Annotated in this window: 21 protein-coding genes; 13 read left to right on the top strand and 8 right to left on the bottom strand. The window is 64.3% G+C overall.

Annotated features, from left to right (window positions below):
- Nucleotides 1-34: 34 nt before the first annotated feature.
- From frr to lpxB, 10 genes are all read left to right on the top strand, one after another.
- Nucleotides 35-589, top strand: coding sequence for a ribosome recycling factor (frr, locus tag ACVCNR_RS02010; RefSeq protein WP_354192357.1), 555 nt, complete (start codon nt 35-37; stop codon nt 587-589).
- 45 nt (nt 590-634) lie between these two features.
- Nucleotides 635-1,369, top strand: a complete 735-nt coding sequence (locus ACVCNR_RS02005) for an isoprenyl transferase (protein ID WP_435521520.1) — start codon at nt 635-637, stop codon at nt 1,367-1,369.
- Nucleotides 1,366-2,181: a phosphatidate cytidylyltransferase gene (locus ACVCNR_RS02000; protein WP_447073658.1), complete on the top strand. Its 816-nt coding sequence runs from the start codon at nt 1,366-1,368 to the stop codon at nt 2,179-2,181. Before ACVCNR_RS02005 ends, ACVCNR_RS02000 begins: the two co-directional genes overlap by 4 nt.
- 106 nt (nt 2,182-2,287) lie before the next feature.
- A complete protein-coding gene (rseP, locus tag ACVCNR_RS01995; RefSeq protein WP_447073657.1) occupies nt 2,288-3,424 on the top strand; it encodes an RIP metalloprotease RseP in 1,137 nt (378 codons plus the stop codon).
- A 213-nt stretch (nt 3,425-3,637) separates the two neighbouring features.
- Nucleotides 3,638-6,025 carry an outer membrane protein assembly factor BamA gene (gene bamA / locus ACVCNR_RS01990; protein WP_447073656.1) on the top strand — a complete coding sequence of 796 codons (2,388 nt, stop codon included), beginning with the start codon at nt 3,638-3,640 and terminating at the stop codon, nt 6,023-6,025.
- A 74-nt stretch (nt 6,026-6,099) separates the two neighbouring features.
- The gene (gene lpxD / locus ACVCNR_RS01985; RefSeq protein ID WP_447073655.1) at nt 6,100-7,152 is read left to right on the top strand and encodes a UDP-3-O-(3-hydroxymyristoyl)glucosamine N-acyltransferase; all 1,053 of its coding nucleotides are present in this window, start codon (nt 6,100-6,102) and stop codon (nt 7,150-7,152) included.
- The gene (gene fabZ, locus ACVCNR_RS01980) at nt 7,145-7,609 is read left to right on the top strand and encodes a 3-hydroxyacyl-ACP dehydratase FabZ (protein WP_354192362.1); all 465 of its coding nucleotides are present in this window, start codon (nt 7,145-7,147) and stop codon (nt 7,607-7,609) included. The genes lpxD and fabZ overlap by 8 nt, the downstream gene beginning before the upstream one ends.
- Before the next feature lie 9 nt (nt 7,610-7,618).
- A complete protein-coding gene (lpxA, locus tag ACVCNR_RS01975; protein ID WP_447073654.1) occupies nt 7,619-8,452 on the top strand; it encodes an acyl-ACP--UDP-N-acetylglucosamine O-acyltransferase in 834 nt (277 codons plus the stop codon).
- Nucleotides 8,439-9,350: an LpxI family protein gene (locus tag ACVCNR_RS01970; protein WP_447073652.1), complete on the top strand. Its 912-nt coding sequence runs from the start codon at nt 8,439-8,441 to the stop codon at nt 9,348-9,350. The genes lpxA and ACVCNR_RS01970 overlap by 14 nt, the downstream gene beginning before the upstream one ends.
- On the top strand, nt 9,347-10,528 hold the full coding sequence (gene lpxB / locus ACVCNR_RS01965) for a lipid-A-disaccharide synthase (protein ID WP_447073650.1): 1,182 nt from the start codon (nt 9,347-9,349) through the stop codon (nt 10,526-10,528). Before ACVCNR_RS01970 ends, lpxB begins: the two co-directional genes overlap by 4 nt.
- An 85-nt stretch (nt 10,529-10,613) precedes the next feature.
- Here the strand turns inward: lpxB and gltA are convergent, their stop codons facing one another.
- Nucleotides 10,614-11,903, bottom strand: coding sequence for a citrate synthase (gene gltA / locus ACVCNR_RS01960; protein ID WP_354192366.1), 1,290 nt, complete (start codon nt 11,901-11,903; stop codon nt 10,614-10,616).
- Between the two features lie 180 nt (nt 11,904-12,083).
- Nucleotides 12,084-13,505: a glutamate--tRNA ligase gene (gene gltX, locus ACVCNR_RS01955; protein WP_447073648.1), complete on the bottom strand. Its 1,422-nt coding sequence runs from the start codon at nt 13,503-13,505 to the stop codon at nt 12,084-12,086.
- A 268-nt stretch (nt 13,506-13,773) separates the two neighbouring features.
- Between gltX and ACVCNR_RS01950 the strand changes: the two genes are divergently transcribed.
- Nucleotides 13,774-16,164, top strand: coding sequence for a ComEC/Rec2 family competence protein (locus ACVCNR_RS01950; protein ID WP_447073646.1), 2,391 nt, complete (start codon nt 13,774-13,776; stop codon nt 16,162-16,164).
- 327 nt (nt 16,165-16,491) lie between these two features.
- Here ACVCNR_RS01950 and lexA read toward each other — a convergent pair whose 3' ends face one another.
- From lexA to ACVCNR_RS01920, 6 genes are all read right to left on the bottom strand, one after another.
- Nucleotides 16,492-17,211 carry a transcriptional repressor LexA gene (gene lexA / locus ACVCNR_RS01945; RefSeq protein ID WP_354192371.1) on the bottom strand — a complete coding sequence of 240 codons (720 nt, stop codon included), beginning with the start codon at nt 17,209-17,211 and terminating at the stop codon, nt 16,492-16,494.
- A 146-nt stretch (nt 17,212-17,357) separates the two neighbouring features.
- Nucleotides 17,358-18,566 carry a molybdopterin molybdotransferase MoeA gene (locus ACVCNR_RS01940; protein WP_447073645.1) on the bottom strand — a complete coding sequence of 403 codons (1,209 nt, stop codon included), beginning with the start codon at nt 18,564-18,566 and terminating at the stop codon, nt 17,358-17,360.
- Nucleotide 18,567: 1 nt separating this feature from the next.
- Nucleotides 18,568-19,071 (bottom strand): cyclic pyranopterin monophosphate synthase MoaC, encoded by a 504-nt coding sequence (moaC, locus tag ACVCNR_RS01935; protein ID WP_354192373.1) that lies wholly within the window; start codon nt 19,069-19,071, stop codon nt 18,568-18,570.
- The gene (gene trpC, locus ACVCNR_RS01930; protein ID WP_447073644.1) at nt 19,068-19,883 is read right to left on the bottom strand and encodes an indole-3-glycerol phosphate synthase TrpC; all 816 of its coding nucleotides are present in this window, start codon (nt 19,881-19,883) and stop codon (nt 19,068-19,070) included. The genes moaC and trpC overlap by 4 nt, the downstream gene beginning before the upstream one ends.
- Before the next feature lie 2 nt (nt 19,884-19,885).
- Nucleotides 19,886-20,896: an anthranilate phosphoribosyltransferase gene (gene trpD / locus ACVCNR_RS01925; RefSeq protein WP_447073643.1), complete on the bottom strand. Its 1,011-nt coding sequence runs from the start codon at nt 20,894-20,896 to the stop codon at nt 19,886-19,888.
- Nucleotides 20,893-22,782 carry a SurA N-terminal domain-containing protein gene (locus tag ACVCNR_RS01920; protein ID WP_447073642.1) on the bottom strand — a complete coding sequence of 630 codons (1,890 nt, stop codon included), beginning with the start codon at nt 22,780-22,782 and terminating at the stop codon, nt 20,893-20,895. The genes trpD and ACVCNR_RS01920 overlap by 4 nt, the downstream gene beginning before the upstream one ends.
- A gap of 125 nt (nt 22,783-22,907) precedes the next feature.
- Between ACVCNR_RS01920 and tpiA the strand changes: the two genes are divergently transcribed.
- Together tpiA and secG are read left to right on the top strand one after the other, a co-directional pair.
- The gene (gene tpiA / locus ACVCNR_RS01915; RefSeq protein WP_354192377.1) at nt 22,908-23,672 is read left to right on the top strand and encodes a triose-phosphate isomerase; all 765 of its coding nucleotides are present in this window, start codon (nt 22,908-22,910) and stop codon (nt 23,670-23,672) included.
- A 153-nt stretch (nt 23,673-23,825) separates the two neighbouring features.
- Complete coding sequence (secG, locus tag ACVCNR_RS01910; RefSeq protein ID WP_447073641.1) at nt 23,826-24,269, top strand: preprotein translocase subunit SecG; 444 nt, start codon at nt 23,826-23,828, stop codon at nt 24,267-24,269.
- Nucleotides 24,270-24,334 lie beyond the last annotated feature (65 nt).

Below are 24,334 nucleotides of genomic sequence, written 5' to 3'. Positions count from 1 at the left end.
ATTACGAGCCTGACGAGAGGCCGAGGAGAAGATCATGAGCGGCAATTTCGAAGACCTGAAGCGGCGTATGGACGGGGCGATCAGCGCCTTCAAGCACGATCTGGCTTCGCTGCGCACCGGGCGCGCTTCCAGCAACCTGCTCGATGCCATCCAGGTGCAGGCCTATGGCTCTGCCATGCCGATCAACCAGGTGGCGACCGTGTCGGTGCCGGAACCGCGCATGATTTCGGTTTCGGTGTGGGACAAGTCGATGGTGGGTGCGGTGGACCGCGCCATCCGCGAGTCCAATCTGGGCTTCAACCCGATCGTCGACGGCACCAATCTGCGCATCCCCCTGCCGGAACTCAACGAGCAGCGCCGCAAGGAACTGGTCAAGATTTCCCATACCTATGCGGAAAACGCGCGTGTGGCGGCTCGCCACGTCCGTCGCGACGGCATGGATTCGCTGAAGAAGGCGGAAAAGGACGGCGAGATCAGCGAGGACGATCTGCGCAAGCAGTCCGATCAGGTCCAGAAGCTGACGGACGACACCATTGCGTCCATCGACAGCCTGCTGGCCGAGAAAGAAACAGAGATCATGCAGGTCTGAGTTGGGCTTTGGAACAACCGGACCAGCCGATCTGAAGGCGGACGAATGACAAGCCCGGCGCATGTTGCGATCATCATGGACGGAAATGGCCGCTGGGCGAAAGCCCGGGGCCTGCCGCGCGTTGCCGGGCACCGGGCCGGGGTCGAGGCCCTGCGCAACGTGGTGCGCGCCGCGCCCGACCTCGGCATCAATGTTCTGACGGTCTATGCCTTCTCGTCCGAGAACTGGTCTCGGCCGAAGTCCGAGGTCAGCGACCTGATGGGGCTGCTGAAGCTGTTCATCCGCCGCGACCTGGCGGAACTGCACCGTCACGGCGTGCGCGTGCGGGTGATCGGCGACCGCGAGAGCCTCCAGCCCGATATACGCGGCCTGCTGGAAGAGGCCGAAACGCTGACCGTGGACAATGGCGGCCTCACCCTCGTCATCGCCTTCAACTACGGCAGCCGGGACGAGATCGTGCGGGCCGCGCGCAAGCTGGCCGAGGCCGCGCTTCGCGGCGAGATCCTGCCGCATCACATCGAGGCGGAAAACGTTGCCGGCGCGCTGGATACGGCCGGCATTCCCGACCCGGATCTCGTCATCCGCACCAGCGGAGAACTGCGCCTGTCGAATTTCCTGCTGTGGCAGGCCGCCTATAGCGAACTCGTGTTCGTGCCTTGCTACTGGCCTGATTTCAGCCGCGAACACCTTGCCGACGCGCTGCGCGACTTTGCCGGGCGCGAGCGCCGTTTCGGCGGGTTGTCGTCCGAGGAGGCCGTATCGCCGGCGCTGGCCAGATGAGCAATCTCCAATTGCGCATCATTTCCGGCCTTGTGCTGGCGGTCGTCGTGCTGAGCCTGACCTGGATCGGCGGCGTGCCGTTCCGGCTGCTTGCCGTGCTTATCGCCGGTGCCGTGTTCTATGAATGGACGCGCATGGCGCGGCACGCCTCTGTCCGGCGTATCGAGCTCGTGCCTGAAGCATTCATGGCGGTTCTTCTGGTGGCACTTGCCTTTGGCGTGCCGGCCATGAATTTTCTCCTTTTGACACTCGCGGGCACCGCCATCGTCGCCGGGATCAGCTTTGTGCGTGGCCTGGGGCAGTGGGACGCGGCCGGCCTGGCTTACGCGTCGCTTTCCGGCTTCGCGCTGGCCTATTTGCGCGGCGCCGACCAGGCCGGGCTGCTGGCCATCCTGTTCCTGTTCGCCGTCGTCTGGGGCACGGATACGCTCGCCTATTTCGTCGGCCGTGCGGTCGGGGGGCCGAAGCTTGCGCCGGCCATCTCCCCCGGAAAAACCTGGAGCGGCGCTATCGGCGGCACCGTGGCCGGTGTCGTGGCCGGCATCGTGGTGGCGGTTCTTGCCGGTGCGGGCAACGTGCTTTTGCTCGGGTTTGCCGCGCTGCTGCTGTCCATCGTCTCCCAGATCGGCGACCTGTTCGAATCCTGGGTAAAGCGCCGGCACGGCGCCAAGGATTCCAGCCAGCTCATTCCCGGCCATGGCGGCGTCATGGACCGTGTCGACGGTCTTGTCGTGGCAGCGCTCGCGCTTTACCTCATCGGCAGCCTGGCTGCAGCGCCCGACACGCCGGCACTTGGCCTGTTCGGGGGATGAGCGTTGGAGCCGATGACATCCCGTCACGGATTTGCCGGGTTTGGCGCGTCAGTCGCAACCAGCGTCCTCGCCAGCAGGGCGTGGCCGGGCGAATCGAGGGCTTGATTTGAACGAACTTTTCCAGGCGCTGTTCAGCACCGAAGGCTTCCTCATCGGCACCGTGGTGCCGTTCCTGTTCGTGCTGACCGTCGTCGTGTTCGTGCATGAGATGGGGCACTATCTGGTCGGGCGGGCCTGCGGCATCGGCGTGCAGGCCTTCTCCATCGGTTTCGGGCCCGAATTGCTCGGCTTCAACGACCGGCGCGGCACGCGCTGGAAACTGTGCGCCATTCCGCTCGGCGGCTATGTGAAGTTCGTCGGGGACATGAGCGTCACGTCGAGTCCGACGGACGCCGACGACGGCCTCAACGAGGCCCAGCGCCGCATCGCCTTCCACACGCAGCCCGTATGGAAGCGCGCGGCCACGGTCTTTGCCGGGCCGCTGTTCAATTTCCTGCTCACCATCGCCGTGTTCGCGGTGATGTTTTCCATCTACGGCCGCTATGTGGCCGAGCCGATGGTGGCCACGGTCAATGCCGGCAGCCCGGCCCAAGCCGCCGGGATCATGCCGGGAGATCGATTCGTCAGCGTCAATGGCGAACGGGTGGAAACCTTTGCCGATGTGCAGCGGCTGGTCTCCGGCCGGGCCGGCGATGCGCTGACCTTCGTCATGCTGCGGGATGGGCGCGAAGTGAGCCTCACGGCGACCCCGCAGCTGATGGAGCAGGAAGATGCGCTCGGCAACAAGATCAAGGTCGCCGTCATCGGCGTGGTGAACAACCAGGAACTCGGCCAGCCGCGCCTGATCACCTACACCCCGCCGGAGGCGCTCGGCGCCGCCGTGCGCGAGACCGGCCATATCATCGAGCGGACCGGCCAGTTCATGAAGCGATTCGCGGTCGGGCGGGAGGACAAGTGCCAGCTCGGCGGGCCGGTGAAGATCGCCGGCATGTCGGCACAGGCCGCCAGGCTTGGCTTCGACTGGCTGGTGCAGTTGGTCGCGCTGCTGTCTGTCGGCATCGGCATATTGAATCTCCTGCCGATTCCGCCGCTGGACGGCGGTCACCTGCTGTTCTACGCCATGGAGGTGGTCATGCGGCGCCCGGTTTCGGAGCGCATGATGGAGGCCGTCTACCGGGTGGGAATGCTACTGGTCCTCGGCTTCATGGGCTTCGTGTTCTGGAACGACCTGTTCGGCTGTTGAAATCATGAACAAATTCTGGTCACGGGGGTGGGGCGTTGAGAAGCCATTTACCATGGCTGGGGATATGCGTGACGCGAAAGCAACGCTGGCGAGCCAAGTAAACACTAATTAACCAGAAGCCTTGCGTGTAGGGAAAATCCGGTTAATACGGTATGGAAATTCGACCGCGCGTCCGGTTTCTCGCCGTGGAATACGAGAAGGTAATATAGCCCGATGAAGGCAGCATCCAAGTTTTTGAGCGCCGCTTCCGCGGCGGCTTTGTCCGCCGCGCTGGTTGTTCCAGGCGCGTTCACCGTACAGTTGATGTCTGTTTCCGCCGCTGAGGCTGCCGTGGTCAACCGGATCGAGGTGCGCGGAAACTCGCGCGTCGATGCCGACACGATTCGCAACCAGATCGCGATCAAGCCCGGCCGCACGTTCTCCAGCGCCGATGTCGACGAGGCGGTGAAGACCCTGTTCGGAACCGGCATGTTCTCCGACGTGCGCATCAACCAGGTTGGTTCTTCGCTGGTCGTCACGGTTTCCGAGCACCAGATCGTCAACCAGGTGATCTTCCAGGGCAACAAGAAGGTCAAGGACGCCCAGCTCTCGGCTGCCGTCCAGCTGAAGCCGCGCAGCCCCTATTCGCAGGCGGCGGTGGATGCCGACATCGAGGCGATCAAGGATGCGTACCGGCGCGTCGGTCGTGAGGATGCCAACGTCACCAGCCAGATCATGGATCTGGGCGACAACCGCGTGAACGTCGTCTTCAACGTCAACGAAGGCGGCCGCACCAAGATCGCCGCCGTCAACTTCGTCGGCAACCAGGCATTCAGCAGCCGTCGTCTGGCCGACGTCATCAACACCAAGCGCTCGAACTTCTTGTCCTTCATGCTGCGCGACGACGTCTACAGCGAGGACAAGCTGCGCGCGGACGAGGAACTGCTGCGCCGCTTCTATTACAATCGCGGTTATGCCGACTTCCAGGTGGTGTCGTCGTTCGGCGAGTTGGACGAGGCTTCCAACCAGTACACGGTCACCATCACGGTCGATGAAGGCCAGCGCTACACCTTCGGCGATGTTAGCGTCGACAGCTCGATCCCGGAGATCGACGCCAATTCGCTGCAGTCGCAGGTGCAGACCCGCTCGGGCTCGGTCTACAGCGCCAAGGCCGTCGAGGACACGCTGATCGCGCTGACCGAGCGCGTTGCCGAGCGCGGCTATGCCTTCGCGCAGGTCACCCCGCGCGGCGACCGCAATTTCGAGAACCGCACCATCTCGGTGGTCTACACCATCGATCAGGGCGCCAAGGCCTATATCGAGCGCATCGATATCCGCGGCAACAGCCGCACACGCGACTATGTCATCCGTCGCGAGTTCGACCTGAGCGAGGGCGATGCCTTCAATCAGGTTTTGGTGCAGCGCGCGAAGAAGCGCATCGAAGCCCTTGATTACTTTGAGCGCGTCGAGATTTCGACCGCACCGGGATCGGAGCCGGATCAGGTCGTGCTGGTGGTCGACGTCGTCGAGAAGTCGACCGGCGAGTTCTCGATCGGCGCCGGTTACTCGACCGGCGGTGACACCCCCGGCGCTTCTGTGCAGGGCTCGGTCACCGAGCGCAACTTCCTCGGCCGTGGCCAGTACATCCGCCTGTCGGCCGGCGGCGGCAAGGATTCGCGCGACTTCATGGTGTCGTTCACCGAGCCGTATTTCCTCGGCCGCCGCATCGCAGCCGGCTTCGACATCTACAAGTCGACGCGCGAATACAAGAAGTATGAGAGCGAGGTCACTGGCGCGACGGTGCGCTTCGGCCTGCCGATCACCGACAACATCACGACGCAGCTCGCCTACAACTACTCGGAAGAGAAGTACGATTATCGTGATCGCTGCGTGGACGGTAATGGCGACTATATTCCTGTTGATCCTGCCAATCCGAATAATGGGACCTGCGGTCCCTTGTCTCAGGCGATCCATGAAGCCGTTGCGGATGGAACCTGGGTCAAGTCATCGGTTAGTGCCAATCTGGTGTACAACACGATCGATGATATGAAGAACCCGCACTACGGCATCTATGCCAATTTCGGCACAGAAGTTGCCGGTGCCGGCGGCGATGCCAAGTTCGTGAAGTTCACGGCTCGCGGGACTGTCTATCAGACGCTGTCGGAAGAGATGGATATTGTTGGCCTCGTGACTGCTGGTGCCGGTCATGTCCAGAGCTATGGCGATCGCGAGCTGCGGGTGTTCGACCATTTCAAGAGCAACGACCGCATTATTCGTGGCTTCGATTACAACGGTATCGGCCCGTATGATGGTTTGACAGATGACCATCTGGGCGGAACGACCTATTTCCACGCTTCTGCCGAGGCGCAGTTCCCGCTGCCGGTCATTCCGGAGAGCTTCGGTTTGCGAGGTGCGGTGTTCGCGGATGCGGCTACGCTCTATGGCAACAAGACCGGTTTCGCTACCGCTTCCACCGACTCGAAGTTGCGCGCCTCGGTTGGCGTCGGTTTGATGTGGGCATCGCCCTTCGGTCCGCTGCGTATCGACTACGCGGTTCCGGTCGCCAAGGAATCCTCCGACGACGTGCAGGAATTCAATTTCGGCATGTCGACGCGGTTCTAAAACAGCGGGTGACGGCGGTTCCGGGCGATCGCGCCCGGAACGGACTGTCCGCGCCAGCGGGATAGTGCTCTGGAATGACCGATCCGGTGTTTTTCGTGCCGTCACGCCGCTATACGGCGGGTGAGGTCGCCACCTTGACCGGATCCACGCTGGCAAATCCGGCCTATGCCGATACGGTCATCGAAACCATAGCTTCCGCCATCGAAGGCGGTGACAATGCGTTGGTCTTCGTGGAAGGCAAGCGCCATGCGTCGCTGATGGCTGACCTGCGCGCCGCAGCCGTGCTTTGCCCGATAGAGCTTGCCGACAAGGCGCCCACCGGCGTGGCCGTGCTGGTCAATCCGCGCGCCCAGCAGGCGTTCGCCTTCGTCGGCCGGATGATGTTTCCGGCGGCTGCGACGCCGGCGCCATCGACCTCCGAGCGTGGCATTTCTCCTCAGGCTCATATCGATCCGACCGCCGCCATCGAGCCGGGCGCCATCATCGAGGCTGGCGCGGTCGTTGGCCCGGACGTTGCCATCGGCTCGGGCACGGTCGTCGCGCCCAATGCGGTGATCGGTGCCTCGTGCCGCATCGGCCGCGACAGCTATATCGGCCCGAATGTCGCCGTCCAGTACGCCCTGATCGGCAATCGCGTCATCATCCATGGCGGTGCGCGCGTCGGCCAGGACGGGTTTGGCTTCGTTCCGGGTGCCAAGGGCCCGGAGCGCATGCCGCAGATCGGCCGTGTCGTCATCCAGGACGATGTCGAGATCGGCTCCAACACCACCGTCGATCGCGGCGCCATGGCCGACACCATCATCGGCGAGGGCACCAAGATCGATAATCTCGTCCAGATCGCCCACAATGTGCGCATCGGGCGCGGTTGCGTGATTGCCGGCCAATGCGGCATTTCGGGCTCGGTCACGCTGGGCGACTTCGTCATGCTGGGCGGGCGGGTCGGCATCGCCGACCACATCACGGTGGGCGATCGGGTGCAGGTGGCGGCCTCCTCGGGCCTGATGTACGACATTCCCGCCGGCGAGCGCTGGGCGGGCATGCCGGCGCAGCCGATGCGCGACTTCTTCCGCGAGCTTTCGGCCATCCGTGCATTCACCAAGTCTTCGAAGGGGGATAAGAATGGCTGACGTTGCCGGTACCGTGCTTGAAGCGGTCGATATCCAGGAACTGCTCAAGCTTCTGCCGCATCGCTATCCATTCCTGATGATCGACCGCATCGTCGAGATCGACGGCGACGATTCCGCTGTCGGCGTCAAGAACGTCACCATCAACGAGCCGCATTTCCTCGGCCATTTCCCCGGCCAGCCGGTGATGCCGGGCGTGCTCATCATCGAGGCCATGGCACAGACGGCCGGTGCCATCTGCATTCGCCTTGCCAATGCCGACAAGCCGTCGCTGGTCTATTTCATGACCATCGACAACGCCAAGTTCCGCAAGCCGGTGGTGCCGGGGGATCAGCTTCGCATTCATGTGCGCAAGATCAAGAAACGCGGCAATATCCTGAAATTCGCTTGCGAAGGTCTCGTGGACGGCGCAAAGGTCGCCGAAGCCGAAGTCTCGGCGATGATGGTCGAGAACGACTGACGAGGTCCAATGGAAAACCAGACGATCATACATCCGTCCGCCGTCATCGAGAGCGGTGCCCGGATCGGCGAGGGCGTGCACATCGGCCCATTCTGCCATGTCAGCGCGGATGCGACGATCGGGGATAATGTCGAGCTTGTCGGCCATGTGTCCGTGCTCGGCGCCACCACCATCGGTGCGGGCAGCAAGGTGTTTCCCATGGCGACGCTGGGCGCTCCGCCGCAGAACGCCAAGCACAAGGGCGGGCGCACCACGCTCATCATCGGTGCCAACTGCACGATCCGTGAAGGCGTGACGATGCACACCGGCACCGACACCAGCCGCGGCGAGACCATCGTCGGCGAGAACGGCAATTTCCTCGCCTATGCCCATATCGCCCATGATTGCGTGGTCGGCAGCAATGTCACCTTCGCCAACGGCGCGACCCTCGGCGGCCATTGCGAGATCGGCGACAACGTCAATATCGGCGGCCTGACTGCCGTGCATCAGTTCGTGCGCATCGGCAACAACGCCTTCATCGGCGGCTGCTCGGCCGTGGTGGGCGATGTCATTCCGTTCGCCATCGCCGTGGGCAACCGTGCCAAGCTGCGCGGCCTCAACATTATCGGTCTCAAGCGTTCCGGACTGCCGCGCTCGGAAATCCATCTGCTGCGCCATTGCTACCGCACGCTGTTCGATCCCAGCCGGCCGGTTGCGGAGAACATCGAAACCGCCAAGGCCGAATTCGGCGGTTCGCCGACCGCTCTCAAGATCATCGACTTCATCGACAGCCGGGGCAAGCGCCACTATACGGTGCCGCCATTGAGGAGCGGCGCCGGCGATGATAGCGATGACGAGGACTGAGAGCCTATCCCGGGCGCCTGCCTACGGTCCTGACAGCAGGATTGGCATCATTGCCGGGGGCGGCAATCTGCCGGGCGCCATCGCCGAGGAACTGGAGCGGCATGGAAAAAGGCCTTTCGTCCTCATGGTCGAGGGTGAGCCCGATCCGCAAGCCGGCCTCGAGCGTTACGACCACGAAATCATCGCACTGGAACAGGCCCCGTCGCTCGTCGCGCGCTTGCGCCGCCACGGTATCACCCATGTGGTGATGGCGGGCGAGATCAAGCGCCGCCCGCGCATCGCCGCCATGCGGCCGGGACTTGGCCTGCTGCGCTTCGTCCCGGCGCTGATCCGGGCGATGGCCAAGGGTGACGACGGGCTGTTGCGGTTCGTCGTCGAATGGCTGGAAGGCAGCGGCTTCAAGGTGGTCGGCGCGCACCAGATCGTGCCCGATCTGGTGGCGGTAGAGGGGCAGTTCGGCAAGGTTGCTCCCACCGCCCAGGATTGGCGTGACCTTGAGGCCGCGCGCGTGGCGGCCGAGACCATCGGTGCGCTCGATATCGGGCAGGGTGCGGTGGCGATCGGCGGCCGTACCATCGCGCTCGAAGGCATAGAAGGCACGGACGCCATGCTGGAGCGGGTCAGGGATCTGCGCGGCCACGGCCGCCTTGCGGGGAAGCAGCGCGGCGTGTTGGTCAAATGCGCCAAGCCCGGACAGGAGGCGCGTACCGACCTGCCGTCCGTTGGCCCGCGTACGGTGGAGGGAGCGCATGCGGCCGGTCTCGCCGGGATCGCAGTCGAGGCCGGGCACTCGCTGGTGCTGGACGGGCCGGAAATGATCGCGCGCGCCGATGCGCTCGGCCTCTTCGTCATTGGCCTGCCGCCGAAAGGCCCAGCCGCCCGAGGAGGCGTGGCATGAAGGTGGAACGCCCGCTGCGCATCGCCATTGTTGCCGGCGAGGAATCGGGCGATCTGCTTGGCGCCGATCTGGTGCGTGCCCTCGAACAGGCGACGGGACGCAAGGTCGAACTGATCGGCGTCGGTGGACGCCATCTCGAAAGCCTGGGCTTGAAGTCGCTGTTCAATGCGGGCGAGGTGGCGCTGATGGGCATCAGTGCCATCGTGCGCGACCTGCCGCGCCTGATCCGCCGCATCGGCCAGACGGCGGCGGCGATTGCCGGCTCGGGGCCGGATTGCCTGATCACCATCGACAGCCCCGATTTTTCGCTGCGCGTGGCGAAGAAGGTCCGTGCGGCAGCGCCGTCCATCCCGATCGTCCACTATGTCTGCCCGAGCGTGTGGGCATGGCGGCAAGGGCGGGCGGCGGCGATGCGGCCCTATGTCGACCGCATCTTGTGCATTCTGCCGTTCGAAGTGGAGGAACTGGGCCGCCTCGGCGGTCCGCCGGGCACCTATGTCGGCCACAGGTTGACGCAGGACCCCGGCGTGGCCAGGGCGGCTGCCGGACAGGATGGGCCGCGCGACCTGTCGCCGGATCGCACCAAGACGCTTCTCCTGCTTCCCGGTTCACGTCGCGGGGAAGTCGGCCGGCTGCTGGAGCCGTTCGGCGAAACCGTAACGGAACTGCGCAAACGGGGGCACAGCCTGCGCCTGCTTCTGCCAACCGTGCCGCATGTGGCCGCCATGGTGGAAAAGACGGTTGCCGGTTGGCAGTTCAAGCCAGAGATTACCGCCGACCCCGAGGCCAAGTGGCGTGCCTTCGCGGAAGCGGATGCGGCGCTGATCGCGTCCGGCACCGTTTCGCTGGAACTGGCCTTGTCCGGCGTGCCGATGGTGTCGTGCTACAAACTGGATCCGATCATCAAGCCGGTCGCACCGCTGCTGCTCAAGATCTGGTCGGCCTCGCTGCCGAACCTGATCGCCGACCGGGCCATCGTGCCCGAATTCTACGACCGTTTCGTGCGGCCGCAAATGCTGGCGCGGCAGATCGAGGCCCTCTTTATGGAGGGCGGCATGCGGGCCTGGCAGAAGGACGGTTTTGCCGAGGTTCGCCGGCGCATGGCGACCGAGCGGCCGGCGGGAGCGATCGCCGCAGATGCCGTCCTCGAACTGGTCAAGCGCGCCGGCGCGATTTGACGGCGCTGGTCCAGCAACCTGTCCGCAACGACACGAAAAAAGGCCGCGGGATTTTTCCGCGGCCTTTTTTCAAGGAGTGCCGATATCAGCGCTTGGCGATCGGCACGTAGTCCCGTTCGGTGGCGCCGGTGTAGAGCTGGCGCGGGCGGCCGATCTTCTGGCGCGGGTCCTCGATCATTTCCTTCCACTGGGCGATCCAGCCGACGGTGCGGGCCACGGCGAACAGCACGGTGAACATGGTGGTGGGGAAGCCCAGCGCCTTGAGCGTGATGCCGGAATAGAAATCGACGTTCGGATAGAGCTTCTTCTCGATGAAATACTCGTCGGTGAGGGCGATCTTTTCCAGCTCCATGGCGATGTCGAGCAGCGGATCGTCCTTGATGCCGAGTTCACCGAGCACCTCATGCGCGGTCTTCTGCATGATCTTGGCGCGCGGATCATAATTCTTGTAGACGCGATGGCCGAAGCCCATCAGGCGGAACGGATCGTTCTTGTCCTTGGCGCGGTTGATGAATTCGGGAATGTGATCGACATGGCCGATCTCGGCCAGCATGTTGAGCGCGGCTTCGTTAGCGCCGCCATGGGCCGGACCCCACAGGCAGGCGATGCCGGCGGCGATGCAGGCGAAGGGGTTGGCGCCGGAGGAGCCGGCCAGGCGCACGGTCGAGGTCGAGGCATTCTGCTCGTGATCGGCGTGCAGGATGAAGATGCGCTCCATGGCGCGGGCCAGTACCGGATTGATCTTGTACTCCTCGCACGGCACGGCAAAGCACATGTGCAGGAAGTTGGCCGCGAAGTTCAGGTCGTTCTTCGGATACATGAACGGCTGGCCGATATGGTACTTGTAGGCCATGGCCGCGATGGTCGGCATCTTGGCGATCAGGCGCATGGAAGCCACCATGCGCTGGTGCGGGTCGGAAATGTCGGTGGAGTCGTGGTAGAAGGCCGACAGCGCGCCGACCACGCCGCACATCACCGCCATCGGGTGAGCGTCGCGGCGGAAACCGGTGAAGAACTTCGTCATCTGCTCATGCACCATGGTGTGGCGCGTGATGCGGTAGTCGAAATCCTCCTTCTGCGCCTTGGTGGGCAGATCCCCGTAAAGCAGCAGATAGCAGACTTCGAGGAAATCGCCGTGCTCGGCGAGCTGGTCGATGGGGTAGCCGCGATGCAGAAGGATGCCGGCGTCACCGTCGATGAAGGTGATCTGCGATTCGCAGCTTGCCGTGGAGGTGAAGCCAGGATCGTAGGTGAAGGCGCCGGTGGTGGAGTAGAGCGCGCCTATGTCGATGACATCCGGCCCGATCGTGCCACTTCGCACATTGAGCTCGTGAGTTTTGCCGCCAAGTTCCAGTTTCGCAGTCGATCCGGTCATTGCAAACTCCTTGTCAAGTCTCATGCCCAAGCGGCAAAAAATCATCTTGCGATGCAAAATCCAACAGCACGGGAATGTTCGAAAATGCAGCCTTTATAAGGTGCCGGGCCGGTCGGCCCGCGCGCTAATGTTGCACCGCAAAACAAGCCTTTCAATGCCATTTTTTCGTCGTTGCGAACCCTAATCGATTTGATCCTGGATGCGCGCGAGACTCTCCTCGCGTCCGAGCACCTCGAGCACGTCGAACACGCCGGGCGAGGTGCTGCGGCCGGTCAGGGCGGCCCGCAGCGGTTGCGCGATCTTGCCGAGCTTCAATCCAGAAGTTTGCGCATAGTCGCGAACCGCCGCCTCGGTCGACTGGGCATTCCACTCACCAAGGCCCTGGAATCGTTCCGCAACCGCCTTGAGCACAGCCCTGGCGTCGGCGTCCAATATGGCGACCGCCTTCTCATCGAGCTGAAGGGGGCGGCTTGCCGTCAGGTAATAGGTGTTGTCAGCCAGTTCGACCAGCGTCTTGGCGCGTTCCTTCAAGCCCGGCATGGCCTTCACCAGCCGGTCTCTGGCCGGTTCGTCGAAGCGGGACGCCAGCTCCTCGCCTTCGGGCAGATAGGGCAGGGTGGCCAGCAAGGCGTCGGTCAGCCTGGCCTCATCCATGGCGCGCATGTGCACGCCGTTCAGCGCCTCCAGCTTGGCGAAATCGAAGCGCGCCGCACCCTTGTTGACGTCCTTGATGTCAAACCAGGAGATCATCTGCTCGATGGACATCACCTCGTCGTCGCCATGGCTCCAGCCGAGGCGGGCAAGATAGTTCAGCAGCGCCTCGGGCAGATAGCCCATGGCCCGATAGGCCTCGACGCCCAGCGCGCCATGGCGCTTGGACAGTTTCGCGCCGTCCGCGCCGTGGATCAGCGGGATATGCGCCATTTTCGGCACCTGCCAGCCCATGGCGTCATAGATGACGGTCTGGCGCGCCGCATTGGTCAGATGGTCGTCGCCACGGATGATATGGGTCACCTCCATGTCGTGGTCGTCCACCACCACGGCATGCATGTAGGTGGGGTTGCTATCGGAGCGCAGGATGATGAAATCGTCGAGATCCTTGTTCGGAAAGCGCACCTCGCCCTGCACGAGGTCATGCACCACGGTTTCGCCGTCGATGGGCGCCTTGATGCGGATCGCCCCCTTGGCACCTGCGGGCGCCTCGGACGGATCGCGGTCGCGCCAGCGGCCGTCATAGCGGGGTGGGCGGCCCTCGGCGCGGGCCTTCTCGCGCATCGCCTCCAGTTCCGCCGGGGTGGCATAGCAATAGTAGGCCTTGCCCAGGCGCACCAGTTCCTCGGCCACCTCGCGGTGGCGGGCAGCGCGCTGGTATTGCGAAACGGGCTCGCCCTCCCAGGTGAGGCCGAGCCAGGTCAGCCCCTCGAGGATGGCCGCGGTGGCAGCTTCGGTGGAGCGCTCCCGGTCGGTGTCCTCGATGCGCAGCAGCATCGTGCCGCCGGCGTGTTTGGCATAGAGCCAGTTGAACAACGCGGTGCGTGCGCCGCCGATATGCAGGAAACCCGTGGGCGAGGGAGCGAAGCGGGTGACGACCTTCTCAGACATTCATTTCTCGCGCGGTGGCGAAAGCCGCCCGGCGGGCTTTCGCAGTTTGCGCGTTCATGTACCATAGGAGGTCAGGGGTGCAAGGGGAGAGCCGGTGACTTTATCGTCGGCGGGCGGCAAAGACGCGGCAAACGCGCCGCTCGATGTCAGTGAGCGCAATCTTTTTGTCTTGCAGAACATGGCCCTGGCACCGGCTCCACAGGCGCCGGAACCCTCAAGCTATTCCACGCCGGCTTATTGTGATGACCCAGCATCGGCAAGCACGCCGGTGCCGCAAGTTGCGAAGCCGCTGCTCCATGGCTTTTCGGCGCGCGGGCTCTGGCAGGCTGCGATCCAGGCCTTGGTGCTGGAGCAGGAGCGGGGCGCCTGCTTCCTTCTCGTGCCGGTTTTTCTTTCCATCGGCGTGCTTGCCTATTTTTCGCTGGCCTTCGAGCCGGACTGGACGCCGCTGCTTGGCATCATTGCTGTTCTGGGGGCACTCGCCTGGGCTGCACGGCGACGCTACCTGCTTCACCTGTGCCTGCTGGCGCTGCTGCTGTGCCTTGCCGGGCTGGCTGTTTCGAAGCTGGAAACCTGGCGCATGGGAACGCGCATGCTGGGCACGGACATTACCGTGCGGCTGACGGGGCGGGTCGTGACCGTGGAGGACATGGCCAGCGGCCGCAAGCGGCTTACCATCGATGTCCTCTCCACCGAGCGCCCGAAACTGCGCTATCAGCCGCAACGCGTGCGCACTTCCGCCCGCAAGCTGCCGGCGGACATTGGCCCCGGCTCCGAAGTGACGGGGCTTGTGCGGCTTTTGCCGCCCAGCGGCCCAATTCGGCCCGACAGCTATGACACCTCCTTTGCCAGCTATTTCGGCGGCATCGGCGCCAGCGGCTTTTTCCTGTCGGGGCCTGAACTGTCGGCTGCCGCCGGCCCGGCTTCGACCGGTGCGCGTATCGGCACGGCCATCGAGCAGGCGCGGCAATCGGTTGCCGACCGGATCAGGCACAGCATCGGCGGGCCAGAGGGCGAAATCGCGGCGGCCCTGATCGTCGGCGTGCGTGCCGGCATCCCCGAAGAAATCAACGAGGCGATGCGCAAGACCGGCATCTATCACATCATTTCCATATCCGGCCTGCACATGGCGCTGGTGGCCGGCACGGTGATGGGGTTGATGCGCGGCCTGTTCGCGCTGTTTCCGGATTTCGCCTCGCGCCATCCGGTCAAGAAATATGCCGCGCTGGCGGCCCTGTTCGCCATTGTCGCCTATCTGCTGATTTCCGGCATGGTCGTTGCGGCGGTGCGTTCCTTCATCATGCTGGCGGTGATGCTGGTGGCGCTGTTGTTCGACCGAAGCGCGCTCACCATGCGCAATCTCGCCATTTCGGCAATCGTCGTCATTCTCGTCACGCCGCATGAGGTGGTGGGCCCCAGTTTCCAAATGTCGTTTGCGGCGACGGCGGCGCTGGTGGGTGCCTATGCGGCGTGGTCGGATTACCGCGCCAGCCGGCTTTCGTCCGGCATGCCGCCCAAACGCTCGCTCCCGGGTGCGCTGGCGCATCGCTTCGCGGTCATGATGGTGGGGCTGGCCGCGACCTCGGTGGTGGCGGGCGCGGCGACGACGCTTTATGCGGCGTGGCATTTCCAGCGCGTCGCACCGCTCAGCCTCGTGGCCAATCTCGCGGTCATGCCGATCGTTTCGATCATCGTCATGCCTTTTGCGGTGTTTGCCTCGCTCGCCATGCCTTTCGGCCTGGACGGCCCGCTGCTGCAGGTGATGGGCAAGGGATTGACCGTGGTGATCGTCCTGTCCGAGCGGATCGCCGACATGTCGCCGATCGATGCGGTCGGGCTGATATCCGCCGGGTCCGTGGCACTGGCGACGGTCGCGCTGGTGATTGCGACCATGACCACCACCTGGCTGCGGCTAGCCGCGTTGCCTTTCGCTGTGGCGAGCCTGGCGATATTGGGTGGGGCGCGCGCACCCGACGTGCTGATTTCGGAGGATGCGAGGCTGGTTGCCGTCGCCATGGGAAGCGACCGGATCGCGGCCAACCGGCCGCGACCGAACGTCTTTACCATCGACAATTGGAGACGGGCGCTGGACGCCGAGACTGTGCTTCGGCCGAGGCAACTGAAGGACAAGGATATAGGCGCCCTTCTTGGGGAAATCACTGCGAGTACCGACCGTTCGGGAAAAGAGGAGGGCTTCGCATGTGCCGAAAAGCTGTGTCTGGCGCGTCATCCGTCAGGCGCGCTGGTCGTACAGGCCCCGGATATGGATACGGCGCGCCGGGCATGCGCTCATGCAAGTCTCATCGTGATCGAGGATGCCACTGCACGAAATCCGTGCCGCGACCGGCGGGTAGCCGTCGTCACGCGCCGCCAGTTGGCCCAAAAGGGCGGCGCCGAAGCGTTTTTTGTGAAGGGCGACCCTGAACTGGGCGGGCAGCCGGCCGAAGTGCGCTTTGCCATCGAAGGCAGCTATCGTCCCTGGCACGACCAGCGCCGGTATTCACGGGAGGCGAGGGGCCTGCCGCCCTACGAGCGGAAAGCATCCGGCAGCAAGATGACTGCCGTTACGGAAGAAGAACTTGGCAACGTCGCGGATAAACCTGCCGGCATGGCGGAAGACATCGGGGGAGAAGCGTTCTCCGAAGAACCGGCGGAATAGCCTCCTGGAATAGACCGGCTTCAAGCCGCCAATACCTCGGCGATAACGCCTACGGAGCCGGCCCTGGTCCGGGTTGGTGCTTGCGCACAGGAAGACCGGCACCTCTCCAACTGGTTGCCGGCAATCGGAATTCACCTCAATCGCTCGTTAGAAAAAGCATCTATCTAATTGTTAAAAAATGTTTTTCCAATAGTCCATGGATCGTCATCGAATGCATCATCATCCGACACTTCATCACCAGAACAATCCGGAAGGCGGTCCCGCTTCCCCTTAAGGCGAGGCGCAAGTTCTCAGCATTCGCCCGTCGTTTGGTTGCTGTGACCTTGTTCAGTAACGGCGGATGAGCCCGACCAGTCTGCCCTGCACCTTCACCCGGTCCGGCCCGAAAATCCGGGTTTCATAGGCCGGATTGGCGGCCTCCAGCGCGATCGATGCACCCTTGCGGCGGAAGCGCTTCAAGGTGGCTTCTTCGTCATCCACCAGCGCCACCACTATGTCGCCGGGCGTTGCCGTGTTGCCGTTACGGATGATGACGGTATCGCCGTCGAATATGCCGGCCTCGATCATCGAGTCGCCCTTGACCTCCAGCGCGTAATGCTCGCCGCCGGAGAGCATTTCCGGCGGAACGGAGATGGAGTGCGTCTTGTGCTGGATGGCGTCGATCGGCACACCGGCGGCGATCCGCCCCATGACCGGAATGGAGACCGCCGCCCCGGCATCGTCGTCATTGCTGGCCAACTGTGGCCGGCGCACGTCCTTCGGCGGTTGCCCCAGGCTGCCCTGGATGACGCTGGGCGAAAACTTCCTTGCCGTGTGGAGGCCCGGCGCGATGGAATCGGGCAGGCGCAACACTTCAAGCGCTCGCGCACGATTGGGCAGGCGGCGGATGAAACCGCGCTCTTCCAACGCGGTGATGAGCCGATGGATGCCCGACTTGGAGGCAAGATCGAGCGCGTCCTTCATTTCGTCGAATGACGGCGGAATGCCACTTTCCTTCATTCTCTCATGAATGAAGAGAAGCAGTTCATGTTGCTTGCGCGTCAGCATCGGCTCCCCCGGCAGCGGCGAATCCAGAATCGGAAAACAAACCCGGAACAAACACTATCTGTTCCATTTGTGTTCCGCAACCGTTTAAAGTTTAGTGAATGGATTCAGGGTTTATAAACCCTCGCCCCGCTGCGATCGCTTGCGGTTCAGCCGAGCATCAGCACCTGGCAGGCCTCGCCGGCGTCCGATGCGGGGGCGAAGGGCGCGCGCACGATGAGGCCGCCCGAGGCGGCCAGTACGCGCAGCATGGACGAGTCCTGCAGGTCGAAGGGCGTGGCGACGAGTTCGCCGTCCAACTCGTCGATGCGGGCGCGAACATAGTCCTGGCGGCGGTCGTTGGCGGGCATTCTGGCACCGAGCCGGGCCGTACGCATGTCCTGCCGGAACGGCCTTCCGCCGAGGCGGGCAAGCAGGGGTTTCAGGAAGAGCTGCGAGCATACGAGGCTGGCGACGGGATTTCCGGGCAGGCCGATGCACCTGATGTCGCCCATCCGGCCGAACATCAGCGGCTTTCCGGGGCGCATGGCGATCTTCCAGAAGTCGAGCGTCATGCCCTCGCCGGTCAGCACCTCGTGGACGAGGTCGTGATCGCCCACCGATGCGCCGCCGAGCGTGACGATGACGTCGGCACCGGCGGCAACGGCCTTCTTCACCAGCGCGGCGATTGCATCCCTGCTGTCGGGCGCGATGCCGAGATCGAGCACCTCGGCACCTGCGGCGCGCGCCAGGGCGGCGACACCATAGGCGTTGGAGGAAATGATCTGGCCGGGTCCGAGCGTGCTGCCGGGTGCGCGCAATTCATCTCCCGTGGCGATGATCGCGACCAGCGGCCGCTTCACCACGCAAAGGCGCGGATGATTGGCGGAAGCCGCGAGCGACAGGGAACTGGGTCCAAGCAACTGGCCCTTGTCGATCAGCAGGTCGCCTTCCACGAAATCGAGCCCGGCGCCCCGGACATTGCGGCCGGCTCTCGTTGGTTCGCGCAATTCGACCATGCCGGGCGAGACGACGGTCACGTCCTCCTGGATCACGACCGTATCGGCACCGGCAGGCAGGGGCGCTCCGGTGAAGATGCGCACGCATTCGCCGGCCCCGACCGTGCCGGGGAAGGTGCCGCCGGCCGCGACTTCGCCGATCACCGAAAGCCGGTTTCCGGCCACGCCGGCGTCTGCTCCCCGGATGGCATAACCATCCATGGCGGAGGCGTCGAAAGGCGGCTGCGTGCGCAGCGCCGCCACCGGTTCGGCCAGCACCCGGCCGTAAGCCTCGTGCAGCGCCACGCTTTCGCTGGCCGACAGGGGGCGGGCGTCCTCCAGAAGACGCTCCAGCGCCGTCTCCAGCGGAACCAGCGTCATGTCATGCACCTGACTGATAGTCGCCTGATTTCCCGCCCGTCTTGGAAACCAGCCTTATCTCGGAAATCACCATGGCACGATCCACGGCCTTGGCCATGTCGTAGATGGTGAGGCAGGCGACGGAAGCCGCTGTCAACGCTTCCATTTCGACGCCGGTCTTGCCGGTCACGCGCGCCAGAGCCTGCACCCGCAGACCGGGCAGGTCAGGATCCGCCTCGATGTCCACGGACACCTTGGTCAGAAGCAGCGGATGGCAGAGCGGGATGAGTTCATGCGCCTTCTTGGCGGCCATGATGCCTGCGATGCGGGCCGTGCCCAGCACGTCGCCCTTCCTGGCATTGCCTTCGAGGATCATGGCAAGCGTGGCGGGCTGCATGCGCACGCTGCCTTCGGCGACGGCGGTGCGCACGGTTTCGGCCTTCTCCCCGACGTCGACCATATGGGCTTCGCCCGAAGCCCCGATATGGGTGAGGCGGGACCCCGCCGCAGATGGGGTGTCGCTCACGTCGTCAATGCCTCCTCGGCGTCGAGACCGAGCAGGACACGCGTTGCCGTGGCGACGTCCTCATGCCGCATCAGGCTTTCGCCCACCAGGAACGTGCCGATGCCGCTCGCGGCCAGCCGCTTGCAGTCCTCATTGGTGAAGATGCCGCTTTCGCCGACCAGCAGCCGGTCGGACGGAACCATGGGCGCCAGCCGCTCGCAGGTTTCCAGCGTCGTCTCGAAGGTACGCAAATTGCGGTTGTTGATGCCGATGAGGCGGGAGGAGAGGCGCAGGGCCCGCTCCATCTCTTCCTCGTCATGCACCTCGATCAGCGCGTCCATGCCGAGGGAGAAGGCCGTCTCCTCCAGCGCACGCGCCATGTCGTCGTCGACGCTGGCCATGATGACGAGGATGGCATCCGCGCCCCAGGCGCGCGCCTCATGCACCTGATAGGTGTCGAACAGGAAATCCTTGCGCAGTGCCGGAAGCGATACCGCATCGCGCGCCGCGGTCAGATATTCCGGCGCGCCCTGGAAGGACGGCGCATCGGTCAGCACGGAAAGGCAGGCTGCGCCGCCTGCCTCATAGGCGCGAGCGAGGGAGGGCGGGTCGAAATCAGGCCGGATCAGCCCCCGCGAGGGACTTGCCTTCTTGATCTCGGCGATCAGCGCAAACTGGCCGTCGTGGTTGCGGGCCTCCAGCGCGGCCAGAAAGCCGCGCGGCTTTTCCAGTCCGGCGGCGCGCGCCTTGAGATCGTCCAGAGAAACCCGCGCTTTCGCGGCGGCGATCTCATCGCGTTTGTAGGCTTCGATCTTACGCAGAATATCGGACATGGCTAAGCGTTGGAAACCTCGACCAGTCTGTCAAGCACCACCATGGCGCGGCCGCTGTCGATGGCCTCTCTGGCCTTGGCGACGCCATCCGCCAGTGTCGTCACCTGATCGGCAACGACCAGGCCCGCGCCGGCATTCATCAGCACCGTATCGCGATAGGCGCCCGGCGCGCCGGACAGCACCTTGCGCAGGGCGGCCGCGTTGAACTCCGAATCGCCGCCTCGCAACGCTTCCTTGGTGTGGCGTTCAAGGCCCAGTGCCTCCGGAGTGAGGGTAAAGCTGCGAATCTCGCCGCCGGCCAGTTCCGCCACATGCGTTTCGCCGGTGGCGGTGATTTCGTCATAGCCGTCGCCATGCACCACCCAGACATGGGTGGAGCCGAGGGTTTTCAGCGCCTCGGCCACCGGCAAGACCCATTCCGGCGCGAACACGCCGACAAGCTGGCGTCCGACCCCGGCGGGATTGGTAAGCGGGCCGAGCAGGTTGAAGATGGTCCGGGTTCCCAGTTCCACGCGGATCGGACCGACATGCTTCATGGCCGGATGGTGGGAGGGGGCGAACATGAAGCCGATGCCGGCCTGCTCGACGCAGCGGCCGATCGCATCGGGCGCGAGCTCGATGTTGACGCCGAGCCTGGTCAAGACATCCGCCGTGCCGGTCAGGGACGACAGGCCGCGATTGCCATGCTTGGCGACCGGCACGCCGCAGGCGGCGGTGACGAAGGCGGAAGCGGTGGAGATGTTGACGCTGTGCGAGCCGTCGCCGCCGGTTCCCACGATGTCGATGGCAGCAGCGGGCGCCGAAACGCGCAGCATCTTGTCGCGCATGGTGGCGACCGCGCCGGAAATCTCGCTCACCGTCTCCCCGCGCACGCGCAACGCCATCAGGAAGCCGCCGATCTGGCCGGGCGTGGCATCGCCCGACATGATGATGTCGAACGCCTCGCGGGCCTCCTCGAAGCTCAGCGGCCTGCCTGCGGCGACACTGGCGATGAAAGGCTTCAATGCGCTCATCGGGTCAGCGCCTGCGATATGGCGACCTGATCGATCTCGACCTGGTACTGGGTCTGAAGCTGGGCCACGAGCTGGTCGAGCAGGTCGCCGGACAGGCCCGACGCGAACGAGTTGCGCACATCGTCCGGCACCGTGCTGGCATCCGCGCCGGCCGGCTCGACCACCTGCGCGACCTTGAACAGGATCTGCGCGTCGCCGGTGGGCGCGGCCACGATGCCCGATCCGCCTTCACCGACGTCGAACATCTCGGCGGCACCTTCGCGGCCGAAATCGGCGTCGTCGGCGGAGCGCTTCAGACCGCGCTTGGTCTGCTTTTCCAGAGAAAGCTCGGAGGCGATGGCTTCCAGTTCCGCGCCATCCTCCACGCGCTTCTTCAACTCTTCGGCCCTGGCCTGCAGCTTCTTTTCCGTTTCCTGGGCGGTCCAGTCGGCGACGACGCGATCGCGCACCTCGTCGAGCGTGCGGTCACGGGCCGGAGTGACGGAATTGACCTCGTAGAAGAGGTAGCCGCCATTGGCGGTGGTCAGGCTGTCGTTCTCCATGCCGGTTTCCGCCTCGAAGACGGCGCGGATCAGATTGGCCGATTCAGGCAGGTCGCGCAGGACGTTTCCATCGGGACCCCGGCCGGAGCGGTCGATCGCCTCGATCGACACCACCTTCAGACGCTGCTTGGACGCGGCTTCCTCCATGGAATCGCCACCGGCGCGTGCGTCCTCGTAGGCGTCGTGCACGTCGAGCAGCACGCGGTTGGCCTCGCTGAGCGCCAGGTCCTTGCGGATCTGGTCGGTAACCTCGGCAAGCGGCTTCACCACTTCGGGATTGATTTCGGTGACCCGCAGCAGCACCGGGCCGAACGTGCCCTTGACCACATTGCTCACCTCGTTGAGGCCAAGCGCGAAGGCTTCCTCGGCCACTGCCTGGTCGGCAATCTTGTCCTTCGACAAGGTGCCGAGCTGGATATCGGCTTCGGTCTTGCCCTGCGCGGCATAGACCTTATCGAAGGTTGCGCCGCTGTTGATCGAATCGCGCGCCGTCTGGGCATCCTGCTCTGAGGCGAACACGATCTGTTCGATCTTGCGCGTTTCGGGCGTGGTGAAGAGCGCCTTGTTCTTCTCGTAATCCTCGGCCACCTGCTGGTCGCTGATGGAGCTGACATCCACGATGTCTTCCGGCTCGAGCCGCACATAGGAGAACTTGCGGAATTCGGGCGCCGCATAGCTCTGCTTGTTTTCCTCGAAATACGCAGAAAGGTCGGCGTCGGACGGCGCGGCGATCGGCTCGACCAGCGATTTCGGCAGCACCAGATAGTCCACCGTGCGGTCCTCGCCCTGGTAGAGCGCAAAGGCCTTGAGGAAGGTGTCCGGCACTTTCAGGCCATCGGTCGCCGCCTCGATGATCTGCTGGCGCTTGGCCACCTGCGAGCGGTTGTGGAGATAATCTTCCGGCCGCATGCCGACCTGGCGCAGCACATAGTCGAACATCTGGCGGTCGAATTGTCCGCCGGGGCCGCGGAAGGCCGGGTCTTCGTGCGTCAGCGAGGCAAGCCGGTCCTGCGAGATGCCGAGGCCCATCTTGCGGGCCTGCTCGTCCAGAAGGGCGCCCGATACGAGCTGGGCCAGCACCTGCTGGTCGAGCCCCAGCGCATTGACCTGCTCCTGCGTCAGACGCTGGCCGAACTGCTGCGACAGCGCATTGATCTGGCGATCGTATGCCAGCCGGTATTCATTGACGGACACGGATGTGCCGCCGACCTTGACCACGGATTCGTGACCGCCGACGCCTGTAACCTGGCCGGAGATACCCCAAACGGCAAAGCTCAGCACCAGTATGAGGAGCAAAGTTTTGGCGACCCAGGTTCCCGCGGCTTTTCTCAGGCTGTCGAGCATGTTCACTTCCGGTTTCAGATAAGGCCCATGGGCAATAGCCTCCTTGGGCGTCACTGTCGATTGCTTTGTGGGCCGATTTTGCTACTGAAGGCGCGCATATGGAACCTGTCGGAGATCAAAAAGACATGACGCCAGGAATTCGACCGCTCGTCGCGGGCAACTGGAAGATGAACGGTACCAGCGCTTCCCTCGATGAGTTGAGAGCGATCGGTGACGGTTTCATGCGTGGGCTGGATGCGCAGACGGAAGCGCTGATCTGCGTGCCTGCCACGCTTCTGGCGCGTGCGGCCGAAATCCTTGCCCGCACCCCGGTTCGCGCCGGCGGCGAGGATTGCCATCCCAAGGAGAGCGGCGCCCACACCGGCGACATCTCGGCCGAGATGCTGAAGGACGCCGGCGCCAGCCATGTCATCATCGGCCATTCCGAGCGCCGCACCGACCATGGCGAGGACGACGCGACGGTTCGCGCCAAGGCCGAGGCCGCATGGCGGGCAGGGCTCGTCGCCGTTGTCTGCATCGGTGAAACCAATGCCCAGCGGCAGGCCGGCGAGACGCTGGACGTGCTGTCGCGGCAGATCGACGGCTCCGTGCCGGACAGCGCCACGGCGGCCAACACCATCGTCGCCTATGAGCCTGTCTGGGCCATCGGCACGGGACTTACCCCGACCGCCGACGATGTGGCCGAGGCGCATGCCCATATCCGCGCGCGGCTAGTGGACAAGCTGGGCGAGGGCGCCAAGGGCATGCGCATTCTCTACGGCGGCTCGGTCAAGCCTTCCAACGCCGTGGAACTGCTCGGCGTCGACAATGTCGACGGCGCGCTGGTGGGCGGCGCGAGCCTCAAGGCGGCCGATTTCCTCGGCATCGCGGTAGCCTACGAACAGTTGTGATCCGCCGCATGGCGGCCGGCCAATTCCTTTCCTATATGGATGGCCGAAGGCTTATTCCGGGCGCGGACTTGGAAATGCCATCAAAGCGTTGTATTGAGCCGCCTCCAAAGAGCCGTCGCGCAAGCGGCCGACAGGCATTGCCAAGGTAGACCCATGGAAACCGTACTTATCGTCATCCACCTCATGATCGTGCTCGCCCTGGTTGGCGTGGTGCTGGTTCAGCGTTCGGAAGGTGGAGGCCTGGGCATTGGCGGAGGCTCCGGCTTCATGACCGCGCGCGGTGCCGCCAACGCGCTGACGCGCACCACGGCGATTCTTGCCGCGGCCTTCTTCGTCACTTCGCTCGGCCTGTCGCTCATTGCCCGCTACGGCACCAAGCCGACCGATATTCTGGATCGCGTTCCCGCCGCCACCCAGCAGCAGAACGCGCCTGCCCAGCAGGGCGTCCTCGACCAGCTTCCTGGCCAGGTCGTGCCGGAGGCCCCGGCCGCTTCGGACAATGCAGCGCCTTCGGCACCGGCCTCCTCGGACCCGGCCGCGGTGCCCGCGCCGACCGAAGGCGCCCAGCCTGCGCAGCCGCAGGTTCCCAACAACTAAACCGCTTCGGTTTTCCGATTGACGTTGCGGCAACTGTGATCGTTTGACCACAGTTGCCGCAAATG

This window comes from Aquamicrobium terrae (assembly GCF_052978165.1).
The sequence above is the reverse complement of the archived record's forward strand: the minus strand, read 5'-3'. Positions and strand labels throughout refer to the sequence as shown.

Bases quoted from the DNA above. Each gene is read 5' to 3' on its own strand.
- frr (WP_354192357.1), top strand. From the start codon at position 35: ATGAGCGGCAATTTCGAAGACCTGAAGCGGCGTATGGACGGGGCGATC.
- ACVCNR_RS02005 (WP_435521520.1), top strand. From the start codon at position 635: ATGACAAGCCCGGCGCATGTTGCGATCATCATGGACGGAAATGGCCGC.
- ACVCNR_RS02000 (WP_447073658.1), top strand. From the start codon at position 1,366: ATGAGCAATCTCCAATTGCGCATCATTTCCGGCCTTGTGCTGGCGGTC.
- bamA (WP_447073656.1), top strand. From the start codon at position 3,638: ATGAAGGCAGCATCCAAGTTTTTGAGCGCCGCTTCCGCGGCGGCTTTG.
- lpxD (WP_447073655.1), top strand. From the start codon at position 6,100: ATGACCGATCCGGTGTTTTTCGTGCCGTCACGCCGCTATACGGCGGGT.
- fabZ (WP_354192362.1), top strand. From the start codon at position 7,145: ATGGCTGACGTTGCCGGTACCGTGCTTGAAGCGGTCGATATCCAGGAA.
- lpxA (WP_447073654.1), top strand. From the start codon at position 7,619: ATGGAAAACCAGACGATCATACATCCGTCCGCCGTCATCGAGAGCGGT.
- ACVCNR_RS01970 (WP_447073652.1), top strand. From the start codon at position 8,439: ATGACGAGGACTGAGAGCCTATCCCGGGCGCCTGCCTACGGTCCTGAC.
- lpxB (WP_447073650.1), top strand. From the start codon at position 9,347: ATGAAGGTGGAACGCCCGCTGCGCATCGCCATTGTTGCCGGCGAGGAA.
- gltA (WP_354192366.1), bottom strand. From the start codon at position 11,903: ATGACCGGATCGACTGCGAAACTGGAACTTGGCGGCAAAACTCACGAG.
- gltX (WP_447073648.1), bottom strand. From the start codon at position 13,505: ATGTCTGAGAAGGTCGTCACCCGCTTCGCTCCCTCGCCCACGGGTTTC.
- lexA (WP_354192371.1), bottom strand. From the start codon at position 17,211: ATGCTGACGCGCAAGCAACATGAACTGCTTCTCTTCATTCATGAGAGA.
- ACVCNR_RS01940 (WP_447073645.1), bottom strand. From the start codon at position 18,566: ATGACGCTGGTTCCGCTGGAGACGGCGCTGGAGCGTCTTCTGGAGGAC.
- trpC (WP_447073644.1), bottom strand. From the start codon at position 19,883: ATGTCCGATATTCTGCGTAAGATCGAAGCCTACAAACGCGATGAGATC.
- trpD (WP_447073643.1), bottom strand. From the start codon at position 20,896: ATGAGCGCATTGAAGCCTTTCATCGCCAGTGTCGCCGCAGGCAGGCCG.
- ACVCNR_RS01920 (WP_447073642.1), bottom strand. From the start codon at position 22,782: ATGCTCGACAGCCTGAGAAAAGCCGCGGGAACCTGGGTCGCCAAAACT.
- tpiA (WP_354192377.1), top strand. From the start codon at position 22,908: ATGACGCCAGGAATTCGACCGCTCGTCGCGGGCAACTGGAAGATGAAC.
- secG (WP_447073641.1), top strand. From the start codon at position 23,826: ATGGAAACCGTACTTATCGTCATCCACCTCATGATCGTGCTCGCCCTG.